This window comes from Oricola nitratireducens (assembly GCF_014904745.1).
GTDB lineage: Bacteria > Pseudomonadota > Alphaproteobacteria > Rhizobiales > Rhizobiaceae > Oricola > Oricola nitratireducens.
In genome coordinates, this window is record NZ_JACZCS010000002.1 from 46,344 (window position 1) to 67,206 (window position 20,863).

Consider the following 20,863-nt stretch of genomic DNA (forward strand, 5'->3'; position numbering starts at 1 on the left):
CCTATTGCTCCATCAGTATCCGTTTCGATCGCCGAAGCCCCACATGTTCGGCGCAGCATCCCTGTTCGAAATCGACGATCTCGAAGCCGGGCAGGCAGCGCGAGGCGGCCTGCAATTCCGTAAATGCGGTATCCAGGGGCTGAAACGCCCTGTCGACGGCGTCGGCGTCGCGCTTCGACAAAGCATCCGGCATCGCCGCCAGCGCTGCGGTGAGATTTCTTGCCGCCGCGAGCATGTGACGATGGTGGTGTCCGGCGCCTGGTGGTGCGATTGCGGCAAACGTGGCGTCGGCGGCGAAGTCGTGTGTGTTGCGCGCAAGCTCCAGCATCGGATGGCCGGGATCGGTGCGCCCGCCCGCTGCCGCAAGGACGAGGAGACCGCCAAGCTGCGCCGCGCATTGGCGCAGGCTCTCAAAGCGGCGTTGCGCCGCGACGACATAATCGAAAACCGCCGGATCGCGATCGGCGAAGAGCCGTTCGTCGAGTGCCGGCGGGTCAGCCGGCGCGGGGTCGCAGGAGAACGCGGAGGCCGGAAGTACGGTCGCGTCGTCACGGTAGGTCATGCGGCATCTCCCCCGCCCGTGTTTCGGTCAAGGCTGATCTGGCGGCCGACATATTTGGGCACCGGAAGGTGGCGCTGCGCGTCGACGACGGTTTGGAACCTTTGCCGTGCGACCGGCGGAAGAGGGGCCGGGCGCCGGGTTACAAGATCGACACATATGAAAAGCTGTTCGTTCAGTGCCGCGAGAACGTTTTTGTCATCGTCATACATCGAGAGACAGGCATGCGCCCGCTCGCCGGTCAGGCCTAACAGTTGCACGTTGATGCGGACGGATCCTCCCCGGACCAGTTCGTGCCTGTAGACGATGTTTGCCTGGCCCACGAAGATCGTCTTGTTGGTTTGCGGGATCTGGTCGGGTCCGATGCCCAAAGCCGTGCAGAAGATGCATACCGCGGCGTCGAAGGCCGTCAGGTAGGCGGCGACATTCATATGACCGTTATGGTCCAGCCATTCCTCGCGAACCTTCTCGACACTAACCAGCAGGGTGCCGTCATCGCACACGTCGAAACCGAAAAGGTTTTTAGGGTTGGAGCCGCTCATGCCGGAAATGCCTTCCTGAGCTCGGATTTCAGGATCTTGCCCGTCGCGGATAGTGGCATTTGCGCGACAATCTCCACCCTGTCGGGAACCCACCATTTGACGACCTGCGATGCCACGTGCTCCAGCAGTGCGGTGGTATCGGCACCGTTCGTCGCCGTGTCCGGTTGAACGATCAGCAATGGACGTTCCTGCCATTTGGGATGTGGAATTCCGATGACGGCCGCATATTTTATTCCGGGATAGCTGAGTGCGGCCGCTTCGAGATCGGTAGTGGAAATCCACTCGCCGCCCGACTTTATGATGTCCTTGGAACGATCCTTGATTTCAAGATATCCGTCAGGATCGATCGTGGCCATGTCGCCGGTTTCGAGCCAGCGATCGGCGGAAAGCGGGTCGGCTACCTCGTTGAAGTATCCGGACGCGGTCCAGGGGCCGCGCGCCTGGAGGTGTCCTACGGCTTTTCCATCTTGGGGAAGCACCGCGCCGTCCTCTGAGACGATGCGCAGTTTCGTGCCCCAGCTCACCCGCGCGGTCTTCTTGCTCGATGCCTGCTGTTGTTCCCGATCGAGCTTGTCGAAGCCGGGTTTGAGCGTTCCCTTGCTGGAGCACAGCGATTCGGTCATTCCCCATGTCTGGACAATGTCGACGCCCTTGCGCGCCCAGCGCTCGATCAGCGGTTGCGGCACGAGGCTTCCGCTCGACAGGAACGACTGCAGGATCGGGATTTCTTCGCCATGCTCATCCAGCCAGTCGCACAGGCCGAGGAGAACGGTCGGTACGGCGCCGGCGATAGTCACCTCTTCTTCCGCCATCATCCGGCAGAGGGAAGCGGGGTCGTGTTGGCGGCCGGGCAGGACCAGTTTACCGCCGCTGATCGGAGCGGTATGCGGAAAACTCCAGCCGGTCGCGTGAAACATGCCGGCGATCGGCATATAGGCATCGAGGGCGCCGTTTCGGTAGCCGCCGAAGAAATCCTTGGCGATGCTTGCGATGGCGATCAGCACAAGCGAGCGGTGCGAATAGAGAACGCCTTTCGGGTTGCCCGTCGTTCCGGACGTGTAGCAAAGGACCGCGCCGGCCCGTTCGTCAAATTCCGGAAAGCATGGCAACGGGGCAGTCTCTGCCACCAGCGATTCGTAACGCAGATATGATTGTTCAAGATCCGGAAGTTCGCTGCCGTCGTCGACAACTATCAACGTCGTCACCTTCGTCAGGCGGGGAAGCACTTCCGCCACGACATCGGCGCAGCCCGTGTCGAAAACCAGAACCTCTGCGCCGCCGTGATTGATAATATAGGCAATGTGGTCGATCGACAGGCGTGGATTAACGGTGTGGAGGATGCCGCCCGCACATGGAACGGCGTAAAACAGTTCAAAATGCTGTCTTGTATTCCAGCACAGCGTTGCCACACGGTCCGATTCCCGCATGCCCAAACCAATGAGGGCAGCAGCCATCCGCAGGGTGCGGTCATAAGCTTCCGCATATCCGTAACGTATCGTTTTTCCAGCCATTGTGCGGGAAACAACTTCAGTCCGGCTGTGGTAAGCGGCAGCATATTCGATGATGGACGACAGCAGCAAAGGCGTGTCCATCATGAGCCCGTCAATCATTCATTTCCTCCCGGCGGTCACAATTGGGCTTGACGCTTAATACCGAATATCAAATAATAGAACGACGTTCTGAAATTTGATTTCATCTGAACACTAGGGCTTGACGAAGGTTGCGGTCAAGCCCCGCGAGGCCGGTAGACGACCGGTTTGAGCGAAAAATCGATAGCCAACCAGGGGTGATTGAATGACCGAATTTCCCGAGCCCGTCCCACCGGAGCGCCAACCTGAGGGAATGGCTTCCGACATCGTGATCAAGGCGCAACCCGACGACGAGCGTGTATGGGTGCCAATGGACGAGAATGTGTGGTTCCGGCCGCTTTGTCTCCATACGGTGGAGGGGTATTGGACCAGCCTATTGAGGGTGCGTGCATCCGGAGTCGTCAGCTGCCACCGGCATCCGGCGCCCGTGCATGGCTATGTCATCAAGGGAAGCTGGCGATATCTCGAACACGACTGGATCGCCACCGAGGGCAGCTACGTCTTCGAGCCGCCGGGCGAGACGCACACTCTCGTCGTCGATGAAGACGTCGACGAGATGATCACCTGGTTCCTCGTCAACGGGGCGATGCTTTACATGGATCGGGATGGAAATCTGACCGGATTTTCCGACGTGTTTCAGCGCATCGAGATGTGCCGCGAACATTACATCAAGGTCGGCCTCGGCGCCGACTTCGTCAACCAGTTCATCAGATAGGCCGTTCGTACCGGCTGACCTGCCGGCATTCCGTGAATGCCGGCAATCAAGACTCGAATTTTCCAATTTGATTCAAAGGGAGGAATAAATGGAAATGAAATCTGTCAAGAAGACCGCGCGGTTGGCGCTGATATCCACCGCGCTGGCTTTCGGGCTTGCGGCGGGCGTCAGCGGGGCCGCGCTTTCCGACGAGGTGAAACTGAATTCCTGGCTCGGACCGACGCATCCGCTGAACTCCGGCGGATATGTCCCGTTCATCGATGCGGTGGAGAAGGCAAGCAACGACGACATCAAGTTCCGGCTGTTCCTCGGCGGATCTTTGCTGGATAGCCGCGCGACTTTGCCCGGCATTCGCGACAACGTGGTAGAGGGCGGGTTCGTCGTCCTATCGTTCCACCCGGCCGAATTCCCGGCGATGACGACTTTCTCCGACCTTTCGATGGTCGGCACGGATTCACTCACGGCGGCCGCGGCTGTCACTGAAACGATCCTGCTGCACTGCAAGCCCTGCGAAGCTGAAGCCAAGGCGCAGAACTTCCTGTTCTTCGGAGCCTATGCGACGACGGCCTACAATATCATGTCGGTCAAGCCGGTTAACTCGCTTGAGGACATGCATGGCAAGAAGGTCCGCTCCTTTGGCGGTGCGATCGACCGCTGGTTGAGCAGCCTTGGCGCGGTCGCCGTGAATGTTGACGCAACCCATGCCTATGACGGGCTTTCCAAGAACACTCTGGACGCTGTCATGCTTCCGGTGGCAGACCTGTCGGCGTACAATCTCTGGGACGTCGCCCCCTATGTCACGCTCCTGAATGTCGGTTCGTTCAAGGCGGACAGTTCGGTCGGTTTCAGCCGCGATTTTTGGCGTGGACTGACCACGGAGCAGCGGGCGCTTCTTCTCAAATATGCGCCGATCATGGCGATCGGGCCCGGCCTCGATTACATCAAGAATGACGAGAAAGTCGTCGCCGAGGCGAGCGGAAAGGGCGTGACGCTCATTCAGCCGACCGACGAGATGAAGAAGGGGCTTGCCGACTTCTTCGAAGTGGACAAGTCCGCCATCCTCGAAGCCGCCGCAAAGCGCGGTGTGTCCGAAGAGGATACGTCGGAGATTGTCGCGACCTACGTCAAGCTCCTCGACAAGTACAACAAACTCTTCGAAGGCAAGCGCGACGACCCGCAGGCCCTCTATGACATCCTTTACCAGGAAGTCTACGCGAAGCTGGATCCGGCTACCTTCGGTCTCGACTGACCGAAGCCGGCTTCGGCACTAAAGGCAATCACTCTCGCGCTTCGCGCATAAATCCTGCGCCGGTCCCGGCCGCAGCACGGCAGGCCTATGCCAATCGGCCGGCCGGCGCAGGACGACTTATGCCCGATAAAAGTGATCGGCGCGCCGGCGATCAGCCCGGTGACATAACGGCAAATCAAAACATGCCGGGCCGCATCAGCGAAGTTGCGAACAACATCCCGCAGGAGGAAATCATGTTCAAAGCTTTATCTCATTCGCTCCGCTCGACCATTGTATCGAGCCGGCGACCAATCACGCTGGCGGCGGCTGCCGTCCTCGCAGCGCAGTTCGCAGCTTCGCCGGCGGCTTCCGCCGACGGAAAATTCGCCAATGTGGATCTTGCGCCCGAGAAGCGCGGCCCCGTCTCCGAATTGATCGACATTACCGCGTTGTGCGGCGACAAGCCGATCAAGGTTGCCTATTCGGACGGATATGGCGCAACGGCGTGGCGCAAGATCAGCCGCCGCGAGTTCGAAGTCGAAGCCGCGAAATGCCCGAATATCACCGATATCGCGTATACGGACGCTCAGGGAAATCCCGAGAAACAGATCTCTGACATCCTCGGTCTGGCAGCGCAGGGATATGACGTGATCGTGGTCTTCCCGGATGCGGGCGAGGCAATCCTCAAGGCCATGCGCCAGGCGACGGCGGCGGGCGCCGCCGTGATACCGTGGGCGGTCGGGCTCAACTTTCCCGGCGAACGCGGCAAGGATTATTTGCTGACGGTGACGGAATCGATTGAGGAAACGGCGCGCAACCGTGCCGAGTGGATTTCCAAGCAGTTGAACTATGATGGCAATGTCATCGCCTTCGGTGGCCTGCCCGGCAATCCCATCGTCGCTGCCGAGGAGCGGGGCTGGCGGCCCGTTTTCGACAAATATCCCGGCGTCAAGGTGCTTGAAGGCCCGATCGACACCAACTGGGATCCGTCCCAGTACCAGAAGATCATGGCCAGCCTGCTGTCCAAATACCCGAAAATCGATGCGATCTATGCCGACTACGGGCTCGGCGTGATGGGCGCGCTGCGCGCCTACGAGGCCGCGGGCAAGCCGATTCCCATCATCACCGCCGAGGATGCCAACGAGCTCGGCTGCTTCTGGCGCGCGCACAAGGATTCCAACCCGGATTTCAAACTTGCCACGACGTCCGGCCGGAATTGGATGAGCCGCCTTGCACTGCGCAAGGGCGTGGCCGCTGTCGAGGGCATCGACGACACTGAGCCGAGCATCATCCTCCTCGACACCAAGGAAGACAGCACTGCAGCTGACGAATCGCTGTGGCCGAAATGCGATCCGTCACTTCCGCCGGACGCGCTTCTGTCCTCCACTATGCTCACCCGGGACCAGCTCCGCGAGCTGTTCGGCAAGTAAGGATCGCAACATCCGTGCGACCGTGCGGCGTTTTCGCCGCACGGTCTCGCGCCGTTTCCATCGGTACTAATTCCGAGGCGTTGCCATGAACACTGATTTGACCGGAAACGATCTGCCGAACAGCGCCGGCAATTCGCGCATTCAGCTGCCGCAGGTCGCCTATGTCGCGACTGCGACGGTGGTCCTGGTGGCGATCGGTGGCTTTCTGGCGCCGCAATCCGTCTCGCTTCCGGCACTTCTTACCTTGCTGCCATTCATGTCCATTCTCGGCGTAGCGGCGATCGGCCAGCATCTCGTCGTACAACAACGCGGCTTCGACATTTCCGTGGCGGGGATAATCTCGCTTTCCGCGGTTATCGTGACGAACTACGCCGAACGCGGCGCCGGAGCGGGGCCCATTGTCGTCGCGGTCCTGCTTGCACTTGCGGCCGGCGCCGGTACTGGCGCCATCAACGGTTTCTTCGTCACTTTGCTGCGGGTTCCGCCGCTGGTGACGACCATAGGCATCAATGCTCTGGCCATTGGCGTAACGGTCTATCTTTCCGGAGGCGTGCCACGGGCCGTGCCCGATGCGCTCGGCACGCTCGCCCTCGGACGTACGCTCGGCATTCCGAACACGTTCGTCGTGATGCTGATTATCGCCGCCATCGTGATCTTCGTCGAACGCCGCACGGTTATCGGAAGACAGTTCATCGCGATCGGGACCAATCCGTCGGCCGCGCGCGTGCTTGGCGTTCGCGTGACAGCCTATAGCTGGCTTACCTATACCGCAGCCGGACTGTTCTTCGCGCTCGCGGGCGTGATGCTGTCGGGCTTCGTCAGCGTTCCGACGATCATGTGCGGCAACGAATACATGCTTTCCACCGTCGCGGCCGTCGTGGTCGGCGGCAATGCCCTGACGGGCGGTCGCGCAAGCATCCCCGCGACGATCCTCGGCGCATTCTTCCTGACCTATCTCGGCCAACTTGTGCTCTCGGTCGGCTTCGAGCGGGCGGTTCAGGATGTCGTCAAGGCCACGATTATCATTCTCGGTGTCGCCTTGCCCGAAATCGTTCGCCGGCTGCGCAACCGTTGACCCCGCCGACATGAAGAGGTTGGACCAGTGAACTCCGCTCATTCCCGCCAACGCGGCACGCCCTCCGAAACACCGATCCTCCAGCTCACCGGGATACGCAAGACCTATGGCGCGGTCATCGCATTGCATGGCGTGGACTTTGACGTCCGTTCGGGCGAGGTGCATGCGATCGTCGGAGAAAACGGCGCTGGCAAATCCACGCTGATCTCGATTGCGGCCGGTATCCTGGAAGCCAATGCCGGCGAGATCCGGATCATGGGGCGCACCGTGGATGACACCGATGTGCGTGCGATGCGGGCGCGGGGCGTGTCGGTGGCCAACCAGCATCCCGCGCTTGTTCCCGATCTCACCGTGCGCGAAAACCTGCAACTCGTCGCGCCGGGCATCGAGGACGCGGAATTGCAGGCGATGCTGCAGCGTGTCGCGACGGAATCGTTGACCATCGATCCGCAGGAACGGGTCGCGGACCTGATTCTTGCCCGCCGGCATGTGGTGGAGATCGCTCGCGCGCTGATTACCCGCCCGCAGGTACTTATTTTCGACGAGCCGACGGAGCCCTTTCAGGAGGCGGAAGTCGACAAGCTGTTCGCGTTGATACGGTCCTTGCGCGACGAGGGAATCGCGATTGTCTACATCTCTCACCGGCTGAACGAAGTCATGCAGATCGCGGACAGGATCTCTGTCTTGCGCGACGGACGCCTGATCGAAACGCGGCGCGCCGGGGAATACACGCCGAACGAGGTCGTGACCCTGATTGCGGGGCAACCGCTGGACCAGGTCTTTCCGCCAAAGGGCACCAATGCAGAGACTTCCGCACCGGTACTCGAGACGAAGGAACTCGCCGGTCCGGGATTCGATGGCGTTGATCTGGTGTTGCGGGCAGGCGAGATCGTCGGACTGACGGGCGTCGAAGGGCAGGGGCAACGCGAGTTTCTGCGTTGCCTTGCCGGCATCGTGTCGCGCCGGAGCGGCGAAGTCCGTATCAAGGGAAAGACGCATTCGGGTGAGAGCGTTCCCGCCAGCCGGGCCGCCGGTTTCGGCTTCGTGCCCGACGACCGGCACAGCGAAGGATTGTTCCTTCCGATGTCGATTCGCGAGAACATCGGACTTGGCATATTCAATCGCATCGCGCGTGGCGGCGTAATCGACTGGGCCGACGATCATCGCATCGGCGGCGAAATCGCCGCCGGCCTGGGCGTCAAGGCGGCGTCCATCGAAACGCCGGTCAGCGCTCTTTCCGGGGGCAACCAGCAGAAGGTTCTGATCGGGCGCGAAATCGCCTTCGGGCCGTCGGTACTGCTGGTCGACGAACCCACCCATGGCGTTGATATTGGCGCCCGTAGCGAAATCTACCGGCAGTTGCGCGAAGTCGCAGACAACGGAACTCCGGTCCTGGTGGCGTCCTCGGACGGTATCGAACTCGAGGGTCTGTGCGACCGCGTCGAGGTGTTCTCGCGGGGCAGGATCGTGCAGGAGCTTGTTGGCGAGGCGGTCTCCGATGAGGCGATTACGGAAGCCAATCTTCATGCAACACAGCTTCGCGAGATTTCCGGAGTCAGCGAACGCGCTACTAATTCCGACTGGCGCCGGCGTCTCGGAGATCATTTGCCGGCGGTGGCGAACCTGGTTGTCGCAGGCGGCATCATGGCAGCTGCCAACGCGGTCAATCCGCTGTTCCTGTCGGGCTTCAACCTTTCGATGCTGATGACATTCGTTTGCTCGCTCGCCTTTATCTCCGCGGCGCAGCTTTGCGTCATGTTGATCGGTGAAATCGACCTGTCGCTCGGGCCCTTGGCCGGTCTCGTCGTCGTCCTGTGCTCGTTCCTGATGGGCCCGGACCAGCCGCCGGGTTCGATCGCGATCGCCGCGATTGCCGTCGTCCTGATGTGCATGCTTTTCGGATTGGCCCAGGGGGTGCTCGTCGAGCTGCTGCGTCTTCCGTCGATGGTGATCACGCTGGCGACATTCAGCGGTATTCAGGGCGTATCGCTTCTGTTGCGGCCGCAACCGGGCGGACGGATCAGCGATCTGTTGAGTGACGCGATCGGATTTTCCGTGTTCGGCATTCCGACCGGGATGGTCGCGGTCATCGCGGTAGCGGTCGTTCTTCAATTCGTGCTTGCGCGCTCATCCTTCGGCCGCGCCTGGCGGGCAACGGGATCGGACGCGCGGGCGAGCCATATTCTGGGCGTCAAAGCCAGGCAGGTGCGTTTGGCGGCGTTTGCCTTGGCTGGCCTGCTGACGGGCTGCGGAGGACTTGTCCTCGCCAGCCAGGTTGGCATCGGGACCGCGACGACGGGGGTGAACTACACGCTCCTCGGCATCACTGCGGCGGTCCTTTCGGGCGCGAAGATTTCCGGCGGGCGCGGTTCGTTTCTGGCCGTTCTGGCGAGTTCTCTGCTGGTTCAGACAATCATGAATGCGACGCCGTTCCTGCGCCTCAGCGATGCCTGGCAATACTGGCTGATCGGCGGCGCGACGCTAGTCGCGGCGAGTTTCTTCAGTTTGTCGGCTGGCGGTCGCGCGTTAGTCAGCGCCGGCAATCGATGACCGCCCAGTGGCTGTCTTCACAGACACCGGAAGGGGAATTGCCGCCCGAACGGGATAAAGGGTGAGCCGGATGAAAGGGGCTGTAATGACGGCGCGGCACTGTCACGACTTGCTGTGGTTGGCAGCATCGTCGGAACAGGATCTCAGTCGGTGACGATCTGGCGCCAGCCGGCCAATGCTTCGGCATGAAGGATCTTGAGCGTCCGGCGCGGGACGGTCTCATAAGACGCATCGATGCCGCGCTCCGCGAGTATGTCCTCGACGTCGCGATAGCTGAGGGCGAACCGGAAGTAGAGCCAGACAGCATGTTGAATGATCGTAGGCGGAAAGCGATGACGGGCGCAGGACAAGCTGCTCATGACATCCGCTACCGTGCCCTGGCTCACAGCGCCACCGGATTACCGTGACAGTGCTGAAAGGAGTGCGCTTACCTTCGTCTACAGGATCGGCTTGGCTGCCGCCCCGTGCGTCACTCGAAGTTGGTAATCGAGTGTTCAATCCAAGCCCTGAACCGCGCAATCCGCTCGTCCTGCGGCTTCGAGCCGGATGTGATCAGATAATAGCCGCCGACCCTGATGTCGGTATTGAAAAGCTCGACCAGACGACCGTTCTCGATCTCGCGCGCGACCATGAGATTGCTGGTCAGCGCAACCCCCTGGCCAGCCATCGCCGCGTCGAAACCCAGATTGGCGTCCCATAGCCGGGGGCCGGTCAGGGTGTGCTGTATGTCGATGCCTGCCTGTTCGAACCAGCTTGTCCACTGGGCATAGGATTCCTCGTGGATCAACGGCAGACGGGTCAGGTCCTCGAGCGAATCGGGCATTCCGTGCCGTTCGAGCCAGGCGGGGCTAGCGACGGGGAACATGCGGGGCTGCAGCAATGGAACGGCGCGGTCCGGCAGATTGTCGAAGTCCCCGAAGCCGATCATGAGGTCGGCTTCGCCGTGCACGAAATCCGGGCTGCGATCGACAGCGCGCAGCAATACCTCGCCGGAGGAAATGGCCCGGCGGATTTGTTCCAGGCGGGGAATGAGCCAGCGGGTCGCCAGGCCGGGCACGCACCAGATATGGAACTCGTCGCTGCCCACCTTCGACCGTAACTGCGCCGCTGCGCCCGCGATGGACTGGAATGCCGCGGTGGTGGTCGCAAACAGGGACCGGCCTTCCGGCGTCAGCGCGATGCCGCGCGGTCCTGCCGCAAGAAGTTTCCAGCCGATCCAGACCTCGAGATTCCGGATGTGCCGGCTGACGACGGTGTGGCTGATGCCGATGTCGTTCGCGGCCTTTCGCATGCTTCCCGTTCGCCCGGTCGCTTCGAATGCGCGCAACATGATCAATGGCGGAAGCCTCCCGGCAAGCGGCCGCTCGGGATTGAAATGCGTGCTTCGGCGGTTTCGCGATGTACCTGTCTTTGGCATGTAGCCGATGCTTCTTGTGGTGCACTGAAAGCACCGCAATAGCATAAACAATCTGATACCTGAAGCGCTGCGTTCGGGCCTATCCTCGATGTATATTCCAAAACTTCGGGGCACATCGGATGACCAATAGCGACTTACAGGACCGCAGGTCCGCAGCCATTCCGCGCGGCATTGCGACGGCATATCCCAAATTCGCTGCCAAGGCGGAAAACTCCGAAATCTGGGACGTGGAGGGCAACCGCTATGTCGATTTCGCGGGCGGGATCGCCGTGCTCAACACGGGCCACCGCCATCCGAAGGTGATCGAGGCGGTCAAGCGGCAGCTGGACGCCTACACGCATACGGCATTTCAGATCCTGCCCTACGAACCCTATGTGGAAGTCTGCGAGCGTCTTGCCGCAATGGCGCCGATCGATGACGCAAAGGCGATCCTGTTCTCGACCGGTGCGGAAGCGGTGGAGAACGCGATCAAGATCGCGCGCGCCGCGACCGGCCGGCCCGGTGTGATCGCCTTTACCGGCGGGTTCCACGGCCGGACGTCGCTGACGATGGCGCTGACCGGCAAGGTGGCCCCCTACAAGATCAAGTTCGGCATCTCGCCGGCCGGCGTCTATCACGTGCCGTTTCCGGCGCCGCAGTTCGACACCACCGTCGAGCAGTCGCTCAAGGCGCTCGACTACCTGTTCCGTGCCGATATTGGCCCGGACAATGTCGCCGCGATCATCATCGAACCCGTGCAGGGCGAGGGCGGGTTCCATCCGGCGCCCGCCGACCTGCTCCGGGAACTGCGGGCGATTTGCGACACACACGGCATCCTGCTGATCGCCGATGAGGTGCAGACCGGTTTCGCGCGCACCGGCAAGATGTTCGGCATCGAGCATTCTGGCATCCGGCCGGACCTGATGACGGTGGCCAAGTCGATGGCCGGCGGTTTCCCGCTGTCGGGCGTCGTCGGGCGCGCCGAGGTCATGGACGCGGCCGAACCGGGCGGTCTCGGCGGCACTTATGCCGGCAGTCCTGTCGCATGCGCGGCGGCCCTGGCGGTGATGGACGTGATCGCCGAGGAGAAGCTGGTCGAGCGCGCCAATGTTATCGGTGACAGGGTAAAGAAGCGCCTGGAGACCATTTCGGTTCGTAACGACACGGTGCCGATTGCCGCGATCCGCGGACCGGGCGCGATGGTTGCCTTCGACATTGTCGCGGAAGGCGATGGAGCGGCGCCCGATGCCGACGCGACCAAACGGGTCTGCCAGGCGGCGCTCGATGCCGGGCTCGTGCTGTTGTCCTGCGGCGTCTACGGCAACACCATTCGCATTCTCAATCCGCTGACCATCTCCGACGCGGTTCTGGAGGAAGGGCTCGATATGCTCGAAGCCGCGCTGAAGGCGGCGCGGCCGGAGACAAGGGAATAGCGTCATGCGGAGCTTGAAGGATGCATCCCTGCTGAAACAGCAGGCATTTGTCGACGGGGTGTTCAGGGGCGAGCCGATCTTGCCGGTGACCAACCCGGCCAATGGCGATCTCATCGCATCCGTCCCGGAGTTCGGTGCAGCGGAAGCCGAGCGTGCCGTCGAGGCGGCCGCGGCGGCATTCAAGCCCTGGGCCGGTAAAACGGCCAAGGAGCGGAGCGCGGTCTTGCGGCGCTGGTTCGATCTGGTCGTCGCCAATCGCGAGGATCTGGCGACCATCCTGACCAGCGAACAGGGCAAGCCATACGCCGAAGCGCTGGGCGAGATCGATTACGCGGCATCGTATATCGAGTTCTATGCCGAGGAAGCCAAGCGGGTTGCGGGCGAAATCCTTCCGTCGCACCGCGCCGACGCGCGCATCACCGTGTTCCGCCAGCCGATCGGCGTGGTGGCCGCGATTACTCCGTGGAATTTCCCGGCGGCGATGATCACTCGCAAGATCGCGCCGGCGCTCGCCGTCGGCTGCACGGTCGTGGTCAAGCCCGCGCCCGAGACCCCGCTGACCGCGCTGGCGCTCGCCGAGCTCGCGCACCGTGCCGGTTTTCCCGCCGGGACCGTGAATGTCATCACCGGCGACGCGATCGCCATCGGCAAGGTCCTGACCACGCATCCCAAGGTCCGCCTGGTCGGCTTCACCGGGTCGACGCCGGTCGGCAAGATCCTGATGCAGCAGGCCTCCAGCACGGTGAAGAAGGTCGCGCTGGAGCTGGGCGGTAACGCACCTTTCATCGTATTCGACGATGCCGATGTCGACGCCGCCGTCGAGGGGGCGATGGTCTCCAAGTATCGCAACATGGGGCAGACCTGCGTCTGTACGAACCGTATCTACGCGCAGGCCGGCATTCATGACCGTTTCGTCGCGAAGCTCGTCGAGCGCGTGCGCGATCTGGCGGTCGGCGACGGTTTCGGCGAAGGGGTGGTGCAGGGGCCGTTGATCACGCAGGCCGCGGTTTCGAAAGTCGAGGCGCATATTTCCGATGCCATCGCCAAGGGCGCGTCGGTGGTGACCGGCGGCAACCGGCACGCGCTTGGGCACACCTTTTTCGAGCCGACCCTTTTGACCGGCGCACGTGCCGACATGCAACTGGCCCGCGAAGAAACGTTCGGGCCGCTGGCGGCCGTGTTTAAATTCGACACCGAAGATGAGGTCGTGGCGGCTGCCAATGACACCGACAGCGGCTTGGCCGCCTACTTTTACACGCGCGACGTCGGTCGGATCTTCCGTGTGATGGAAAACCTCGAATACGGCATGGTCGGCGTCAACACGGGCCTGATCTCCACCGAGCTGGCACCCTTCGGCGGTATCAAGGAAAGCGGCAATTCCCGCGAGGGCTCGCATCACGGCATCGAGGAATTCACCGAGCTAAAATATGGCTGCATCGCGGGGCTGTAGGATATCAGCCAACGCGGCCGCGCCTTTTCCCGGTGATTGGAGCTGCCTGCCGGACCGCATTGTGCGCCAGCCATGTGATCCAGATTCGGGTACGGCGTTGGGCGTCAGACCGAGCGAAGACTATTCATAATGTCGGCTGTTGGCCCGATGTGGCCGCCTTTTCGGGACGCAATATGTCCGGAACGGGTCGATTTCGTTGATTGACGCGCCTCGAAGAGCGGATCGCTGCCTTCCGGCGTGCGTCTATCGCGGCAGCTCCTCACAAGCCGTTACCGTGATATCGCCGTTCAAGCATATTTCCTTCGACCTCTCGGCGTCGATCCTTTCGGTCGTTTTTCCGAGCCGGCGTCTCGTCTCGCCGACGACCCGTGCCTTTCTGGAATTCCTCAACGAAATTTGCCGTCAATGAGAATTTTCATAAGCTCCCCCCGCACATTTACGGTGGACCGCATCAGAACTGGGCCGGCAAGGTTCGGTTGCGCAGCGAGGCATGGATCTTCGTTTCGGGGACTTCTTAAACGGAATACGCCCCCACCGGGCATTTGGCGCAATGCGAGGGAAGTTCGTTTGGGGGCCAAGGCCGAGCACTGCTTGGGCGGACGACGCGGCCATCGGAAAGAAATGTTCTATCACCTCCGTCGTAGCCAGACGAATGCTGGACCGATCACAGTATCAACTCCGAGGAAGAGTTCCCCTCTCCGCCAGCCTCCTCGTAATTTGTCTCCCAATCGGAATTGGCGCGGCAATCGTCGCGCACGGCGCCCTTTTCCGGGCTGTCAGCGAATTGTCATTTGAGGGCCGGTACTTTCGGGAAACTGACGACTCAGATTTTCCGAAAGGAGGTGCCCATGCGAAAGGCACACCGCTACTCGACGATCGTCTCGACGCTTGCTCTCGTGCCGTATCTGGCGGGAACGGACATGGCATCGTCTGCGCCGACCAGAGCCAGCGTGACGGCTGTGCCGCAGGACGCGGTCACGATTCCCGTCGCCACGCGGCGGGGATTCGCAGACGGCCAGTATACGGGCGCCACGTTCGATGCCTATTACGGCCAGGTCCAGACACGCGTGAACATTCGCGGCGGGCAGATCGTCTCGATCGATGTCCTGGACTATCCGAACCACACGGGGACAAGCCGTTACATCAACCGCCAGGCGCTGCCGATGCTGAAGCGGCAGGTAGTCCGGGCGCAGGATATCCGGGTCAACATGGTTTCCGGCGCCACGCTCACCAGCACGGCGTTCCTGCGTTCCGTCTATTCCGCGCTGACAAAGGCGGGGTACTGACCCGTGCTGCAGGAAACCCGCCTGATCATGGGAATGCCGATCACGATCTGCATTGCCGAAGGCGGGGCAGGTGCGCGGTCGATGGCAGAGGCTTTCGGCTATTTCGACGCGGTGGACCGGCGTTTCAGCACCTACAAGGCGGACAGTGAAATCTCGGCCATGAATGCCGGGCGCCTTTGCCGCGACGCGATCAGCGCGGAGATGCGCGAGGTTCTGGCGCTGGCGGAAAAAACCAGGGTGGATAGCGACGGATATTTCGACATCCGCAGGCCCGACGGTTCGCTCGATCCATCCGGCATCGTCAAGGGCTGGGCGGTGCGCAACGCGGCCGATTTGCTGCGCGAGGCCGGCCACCGCGATTTCTTCGTCGACGCCGGCGGCGACATCCAGGCGGACGGCGTGAACGAAGACGGGGAAGAGTGGCGCACGGGCATCCGCAATCCCTTCGCCGAGGACGAGATCATCGGCGCGGTGCGGCTCTCGAACCGGGGCATTGCGACCTCGGGCAATTATGCGCGCGGACGCCACATCTACAATCCGAGACAGCCCGGAGACGAACTCGATGACATCGTCTCCATGACCATTATCGGCGCCGACGTGCTCGAGGCAGACCGGTTCGCCACGGCCGCCTGCGCCATGGGCGCCGACGGCATCTACTTCATAGAGGAGACTGCCGGGCTCGAGGGGCTGATGGTGAATGCAGCCGGCATTTCGACGCAAACCAGCGGATTCGGAGCCTTCGAAATCCAATGATCAAGTTTATTGACGCCCGCCTGAACCACATCACCATGTACCGGCTGGTCCTGTTCTATGTCGGCGCGTTGCTGGCCGCGGCCTTCGTGGCCGGCCTGTTCGGGATCGGATTGATCGATCCGACCGCGCTGGCGTTCACGGCCTTCTTCGTTGCCGGGATCTGCTACCTGACGAACCGCCTGTTTGCCGCGCTGTTTCGCGTGCCGGTCAATAGCGAGTCGGTCTGGATCACCGCGATCATCCTGGTCCTGATCATGCCGCCGACAACCGCCGATGACGTGCAGGGCCTTCAGGGGCTGGCGCTGGCCTCGTTCGTGGCCGTCGCCTCCAAATTCCTGCTCGCTTTTCGCAAGCGGCATGTCTTTAATCCGGTGGCGATCGGCGTCGTCGCTTCGTCGTTTCTTCTGGACCAGCCGCCGATATGGTGGGTCGCCAGCAATCTCGCGTTGCTGCCCCTGGTCGTAATCGGCGGTCTCCTCGTTTTGCGCAAGGTGCAGCGCTTCGAGATGGTGGGCGCTTTTGTCGGCGCGAACATCATCGCGACCCTGCTGCTGGCCCGGGGCGTTCCGTATCTGCAGGCGTTAGACGAGACGCTGCGTTATTCGCCGGTTCTGTTCGCCGGATTCGCGATGCTGACGGAACCGCTGACCGCGCCTCTGCGGCGTTCCTGGCGGCTTGTGTTCGGAATCCTGGTCGGCGTCCTGTCGGCGCAAAACGTCGCCATAGGCAATTTCTATTTTTCGACCGAGCTGGCGCTGCTTGCCGGCAATCTGATGGCATTCGCGGTCAATCCGCACGGACGTTTCAGACTGACGCTTGTCGGTATCGAGAAGATCGCGACCGGCTGTTACGACTATGTCTTCAGGTCGGACCGGTCATTGCCGTTCCGTCCGGGCCAATATGTGGACTGGACGATGAATGTGCGCTGTCCGGACGACCGCGGCAACCGCCGCCCGTTCACCATCGCCTCCGCGCCGGGCGAGCAGGCGGTGCGCCTGGGGGTCAAGTTCTATGCCCAGCCCAGCGCGTTCAAGCGTTCGCTTTTGTCGCTTCGTCCCGGCGATGTCGTTTATGCCTCGCATGTCTCGGGAGATTTCACCCTGCCGCGCGACCCGGCAGAAAAGCTGGTCTTCATTGCGGGCGGCATCGGGATCACGCCTTTCCGCAGCATGATTCAGGACCTCATTGACCGGAGCGAAGCCCGGCCGCTGGTCCTGTTTTACGGCAACAATCGCTCCAGCGAGATCGCATATGCGGATGTCCTCAACAACGCCGAGCGCAAACTGGGCATCCGGACGGTCTATGCCGTCAGGGACGATCCCATCCCGGGATCCAACATGTACAAGGGCCTGATCGACGCAGACATGATCGCAAGCGAAGTGCCGGATTTCCGGGACCGGACCTTCTATGTTTCCGGTCCGAGGGCGATGGTGCTCAATTTTCGCACTGCGCTGAGGGAACTGGGCGTCGCGCGGTCGCGTATCCGCGTCGACTATTTTCCCGGCTTCGCCTGACGGGCGCTTGTTTCACCCCTCGACCAGGAGCGATTCGAGCTTTTCGCGCACATTTTCCGGCCAGGGTATCGAACAATGCTTGTCGAGATCGCTGGCCGCGAGAACCTGGGTGCTCGACCAGCGCTTCTGTCCGTCAAAGCTGATCTCGTGATGCACCGTCACGGAGGACCGGCCAACCTTGATCACCGTCATTTCGAAATCCAGTTGCTCACCGAAAAACGAGGGCTTGGAAAAGTCGCAGGATATGTGAACGGTCGGCGTCCCCCAGCGCTCCTTCCAGATGATGTGATGCCAGGGGAACCCGATATGGGCCCAGAATTCCTCGTTCACGCCGTTCAGTATGTTGAGATAGGATGGGAAATACGCCGTTCCCGAGATGTCGCAATCTCCGAACTGGAGCATGCGTTTTGTCGTGAAAACCTTTGTCACGAGCCCTCCCTTGCTGCGTGTTATTGTCGAGCGCCGAACCCTAACGGGTGTTCATTCGGGTTTGCACTCCGTGGCGAATAGATTCACGGATTTCTGCACCCTCAGAGCACTTTGGCCTTTTCGCCCCTGTCGCGCGGCTGCAATGGCGCGCGGGCGAGCGCGTTGCCGGCATCGGTCGCCTTCTTGAGCAGGGCGAGCAGGTCCTTCTGTTCGGACGGATCGAGGCCGGCGAGGATGTCCTTTTGCAGATCCCAGACGATCGGGCGCACTTCGTCGAGGAGCCGGCGGCCCTTTTCCGTCAGGCACAAGGTCCGCGCGCGGCGGTCCTTTCGGCTGACGGTGCGCTCGATCAGTCCCTTTTGTTCCAGCCGGTCGACGACCCCGCCAATGGTGGCGCGGTCATAGGCAATGGCGCCGGCGAGCGTCGCCTGGTCGATGCCCGGTTCCGCCTCGACCGCGGTGAGGGCGGCAAATTGCACCGGCGTCAGTTCGCGGCCCTCGCGCGCCATGCGGTCGGCGAAGACGGAGGCGGAGATCTGGTTCAGCCGGCGGATCAGGTGTCCTGCCATCTCATAGATTTCGGGCATCGCCTCCCCCTTTGCGGTCCGGGGCAGTTTACGGGATCCCCGGTAATTGACAAGCATACATATCATAAGTACACATACCAATAGCGTGACAGAAGCGGAAGCCGTTAAGGGGAGGAGACGATGGGCGAACAGCTTGCAACGCCGCGGTTGACGAACGCAAGGGCGGCATTCCTCCCGCGCGCCCGTGACCGGTCGCTGTGCGAGCGGCTCGGCTATTATGAGGAGCGCACACGATGAGCCGCCTTTTGTTCGAGGCACCCGAACTCAAGACCGTTCCGGTCAAGGGCGAGGATGGCCTCTATCCGGTGCATCGCATCTTCTGCGTCGGGCGTAACTACGCGGCGCATGCCGCCGAAATGGGTGTCGAGGTGGACCGCGAAGCGCCGTTCTACTTCACCAAGTCGGCGCGGATGCTGACGCCGTCGGGGGCGACGATCCCCTACCCGCCGGGCACGGACAATTTCCATTACGAGATGGAACTGGTGCTGGCCATCGGCAGCCCGGTGTTCAAGGCGGGACGCGACGAGGCTCTCGGCGCGATCTACGGCTACGCCTGCGGCCTCGACATGACGCGCCGTGACCTGCAACTCGCGGAACGAGCTAAGCAACGGCCCTGGGATCTCGGCAAGGACGTGGAGAATTCGGCGGTTGTGGCGCCGATCACCAAGGCGGCCGATTTCGGCTCCGTTGGCGACCAGCGCATCCATCTGGAAGTGAATGGCGAGGTCAAGCAGGACGCGCACCTCTCCGACCTGATCTGGAAGGTCGGCGAGATCGTCAGCCATCTTTCGGGCTTCTATCATCTGGCGCCCGGCGACCTGATCATGACCGGCACCCCGGCGGGCGTCGGCCCGGTCGTCGCCGGCGACAGGATCACCGGCGGCATCGACGGGCTCGATGCGATCGAACTGACCATCGGCGAGCCGGAATAGGCACTCACGCACGATCAAGACGTGCGCCCCGGCGTCGGAGAGAACGGTCATGCGCAAGGAAGGACCGCCATCGCCGGCTCCAGTCGCGCGCGACGCAGTCAAGCGGGCCAAGTCGCCGGATGATTGGTATAGTGTTGCCGAGTGGCTCTATGGTTCGACGGGACTGGAGCGTGCAGTTTCCAGCGAGGCGCATTTTTCGTAGTTGTGTTACGAAAAATCGGCTCCGGGGCAAAAAAACTGTAGCACATTGACATAAAAGGCGGCTAAACGGCCGTCTGAGTTCATAACGGAGGAGGAAATCCATGAGCTTCATGCGTAGAAATTTGCTTGCCATGGCGGGCGTGGCCGGTCTTTCGGCGCTCGCGGCCAGCTTCGGCGCGACGCAGGCCGAGGCCCAGGAAGTGACGCTTCGGATGCATCAGTTCCTGCCGGCACAGGCCAACGTGCCGAAATATGTGCTCGATGTCTGGGCCGACAAGGTGGAGGCCGAATCGAACGGCCGCATCAAGATCCAGCGCTTCCCGTCGATGCAGCTCGGCGGTACCCCGCCGGAACTGATCGACCAGGTGATCGACGGCGTCGCCGACATCGTGTGGACGGTTGCCGGCTACACGCCCGGCCGTTTCCCGCGCACCGAGGTGTTCGAGCTTCCCTTCATGATGACGAATGCCGAGGCGACCTCGAAGGCCTACTGGACGATCGCCGAAGAGCAGATGCTCGACCAGGACTTCAAGGATTTCCACACCATCGGCGTGTGGGTTCACGGCCCGGGCCTGATCCATTCCAAGGAGCCGATCCGCAAGGTGGCCGATCTCAACGGCGTGAAGCTGCGCGCACCGACACGGGTGACGAACATGCTGTTCTCGTCGCTCGGCGCGACTCCGGTCGGCATGCCGGTTCCGGCAGTGCCGGAAGCGCTGTCGAAAGGCGTGATCGACGCGACCGTCATTCCGTGGGAAGTGGCCGGCATCCTCAAGGTGCCGGAACTGGTCACCAACCACACCGAGTTCCCGGGCGCGTCGCTCTACACAACCGCGTTCATCTTTGCAATGAACAAGGACAAGTATGACAGCCTCCCGGACGACCTGAAGGCGGTGATCGACGCCAATTCCGGTCTCGAGTTCTCGGGCTGGGCCGGCAAGACCATGCAGGCCTATGACGCACCGACCCGCAAGGTCGCGGTCGAACGCGGCAACAACATCATCGAATTGACGCCGGACGAGGTCCAGGAATGGCGTGACGCCTCCCAGCCTACGATCGATGCCTGGGTCAAGGAGATGAATGACAAGGGTCTCGACGGTACCGCGCTGCTCGAAGAAGCCCGTGGGCTGATTGCCAAGTACACGGACGGAAACTAAGACACCGGCGGGCCCGGGGCGGGCGCGCCCCCGGGCC

The 20,863-nt window shown here is 61.9% G+C and carries 18 protein-coding genes and 1 pseudogene; 12 read left to right on the top strand and 7 right to left on the bottom strand.

The window, feature by feature from the left end; translation table 11 throughout:
- Nucleotide 1: 1 nt before the first annotated feature.
- The 3 genes from IG169_RS02570 to IG169_RS02580 are packed head-to-tail and all read right to left on the bottom strand — an operon-like array spanning nt 2 to nt 2,711.
- On the bottom strand, nt 2–562 hold the full coding sequence (locus IG169_RS02570) for a hypothetical protein (protein WP_193174601.1): 561 nt from the start codon (nt 560–562) through the stop codon (nt 2–4).
- Nucleotides 559–1,101: an acyl-CoA thioesterase gene (locus tag IG169_RS02575; protein ID WP_193174602.1), complete on the bottom strand. Its 543-nt coding sequence runs from the start codon at nt 1,099–1,101 to the stop codon at nt 559–561. Before IG169_RS02575 ends, IG169_RS02570 begins: the two co-directional genes overlap by 4 nt.
- Nucleotides 1,098–2,711: an AMP-binding protein gene (locus IG169_RS02580; protein ID WP_193174603.1), complete on the bottom strand. Its 1,614-nt coding sequence runs from the start codon at nt 2,709–2,711 to the stop codon at nt 1,098–1,100. The genes IG169_RS02575 and IG169_RS02580 overlap by 4 nt, the downstream gene beginning before the upstream one ends.
- Before the next feature lie 184 nt (nt 2,712–2,895).
- Between IG169_RS02580 and IG169_RS02585 the strand changes: the two genes are divergently transcribed.
- The 5 genes from IG169_RS02585 (at nt 2,896) to IG169_RS02605 (ending at nt 9,688) form a co-directional block, all read left to right on the top strand.
- Nucleotides 2,896–3,405 carry a 2,4'-dihydroxyacetophenone dioxygenase family protein gene (locus IG169_RS02585; protein ID WP_193174604.1) on the top strand — a complete coding sequence of 170 codons (510 nt, stop codon included), beginning with the start codon at nt 2,896–2,898 and terminating at the stop codon, nt 3,403–3,405.
- A gap of 88 nt (nt 3,406–3,493) precedes the next feature.
- Nucleotides 3,494–4,654: a C4-dicarboxylate TRAP transporter substrate-binding protein gene (locus tag IG169_RS02590; protein ID WP_193174605.1), complete on the top strand. Its 1,161-nt coding sequence runs from the start codon at nt 3,494–3,496 to the stop codon at nt 4,652–4,654.
- A 233-nt stretch (nt 4,655–4,887) separates the two neighbouring features.
- Nucleotides 4,888–6,063 carry a substrate-binding domain-containing protein gene (locus IG169_RS02595; RefSeq protein ID WP_193174606.1) on the top strand — a complete coding sequence of 392 codons (1,176 nt, stop codon included), beginning with the start codon at nt 4,888–4,890 and terminating at the stop codon, nt 6,061–6,063.
- Nucleotides 6,064–6,148: 85 nt separating this feature from the next.
- The gene (locus IG169_RS02600) at nt 6,149–7,138 is read left to right on the top strand and encodes an ABC transporter permease (RefSeq protein ID WP_193174607.1); all 990 of its coding nucleotides are present in this window, start codon (nt 6,149–6,151) and stop codon (nt 7,136–7,138) included.
- 27 nt (nt 7,139–7,165) lie between these two features.
- On the top strand, nt 7,166–9,688 hold the full coding sequence (locus tag IG169_RS02605; protein WP_193174608.1) for an ATP-binding cassette domain-containing protein: 2,523 nt from the start codon (nt 7,166–7,168) through the stop codon (nt 9,686–9,688).
- Nucleotides 9,689–9,900: 212 nt separating this feature from the next.
- Here the strand turns inward: IG169_RS02605 and IG169_RS02610 are convergent.
- Nucleotides 9,901–10,047, bottom strand: a pseudogene (locus IG169_RS02610) (IS6 family transposase); the annotation flags it as partial.
- 110 nt (nt 10,048–10,157) lie between these two features.
- A complete protein-coding gene (locus tag IG169_RS02615; RefSeq protein WP_428982228.1) occupies nt 10,158–11,105 on the bottom strand; it encodes a LysR substrate-binding domain-containing protein in 948 nt (315 codons plus the stop codon).
- Nucleotides 11,106–11,224: 119 nt separating this feature from the next.
- Between IG169_RS02615 and gabT the strand changes: the two genes are divergently transcribed.
- The 5 genes from gabT to IG169_RS02640 all read left to right on the top strand — a co-directional run bounded on the left by gabT (nt 11,225) and on the right by IG169_RS02640 (nt 17,520).
- Nucleotides 11,225–12,517 (top strand): 4-aminobutyrate--2-oxoglutarate transaminase, encoded by a 1,293-nt coding sequence (gene gabT / locus IG169_RS02620; protein ID WP_193174609.1) that lies wholly within the window; start codon nt 11,225–11,227, stop codon nt 12,515–12,517.
- 4 nt (nt 12,518–12,521) lie between these two features.
- A complete protein-coding gene (locus IG169_RS02625) occupies nt 12,522–13,967 on the top strand; it encodes an NAD-dependent succinate-semialdehyde dehydrogenase (protein WP_193174610.1) in 1,446 nt (481 codons plus the stop codon).
- Nucleotides 13,968–14,815: 848 nt separating this feature from the next.
- Nucleotides 14,816–15,253, top strand: coding sequence for an FMN-binding protein (locus tag IG169_RS02630; protein ID WP_193174611.1), 438 nt, complete (start codon nt 14,816–14,818; stop codon nt 15,251–15,253).
- A gap of 3 nt (nt 15,254–15,256) precedes the next feature.
- Complete coding sequence (locus tag IG169_RS02635; protein WP_343225548.1) at nt 15,257–16,006, top strand: FAD:protein FMN transferase; 750 nt, start codon at nt 15,257–15,259, stop codon at nt 16,004–16,006.
- Complete coding sequence (locus tag IG169_RS02640; protein WP_193174612.1) at nt 16,003–17,520, top strand: RnfABCDGE type electron transport complex subunit D; 1,518 nt, start codon at nt 16,003–16,005, stop codon at nt 17,518–17,520. Before IG169_RS02635 ends, IG169_RS02640 begins: the two co-directional genes overlap by 4 nt.
- 12 nt (nt 17,521–17,532) lie before the next feature.
- Here the strand turns inward: IG169_RS02640 and IG169_RS02645 are convergent, their stop codons facing one another.
- On the bottom strand, nt 17,533–17,949 hold the full coding sequence (locus tag IG169_RS02645; protein WP_343225549.1) for an acyl-CoA thioesterase: 417 nt from the start codon (nt 17,947–17,949) through the stop codon (nt 17,533–17,535).
- A gap of 101 nt (nt 17,950–18,050) precedes the next feature.
- Entirely contained in the window at nt 18,051–18,536 is a 486-nt protein-coding gene (locus tag IG169_RS02650; protein WP_193174613.1) for a MarR family winged helix-turn-helix transcriptional regulator, read from the bottom strand.
- 233 nt (nt 18,537–18,769) lie between these two features.
- Here IG169_RS02650 and IG169_RS02655 point away from each other — a divergent pair, with 233 nt between their 5' ends.
- Both IG169_RS02655 and IG169_RS02660 read left to right on the top strand, forming a co-directional pair.
- Nucleotides 18,770–19,468, top strand: coding sequence for a fumarylacetoacetate hydrolase family protein (locus tag IG169_RS02655; protein WP_193174614.1), 699 nt, complete (start codon nt 18,770–18,772; stop codon nt 19,466–19,468).
- A gap of 311 nt (nt 19,469–19,779) precedes the next feature.
- A complete protein-coding gene (locus tag IG169_RS02660; RefSeq protein WP_210325825.1) occupies nt 19,780–20,826 on the top strand; it encodes a TRAP transporter substrate-binding protein in 1,047 nt (348 codons plus the stop codon).
- The last annotated feature ends 37 nt before the right edge of the window (nt 20,827–20,863 follow it).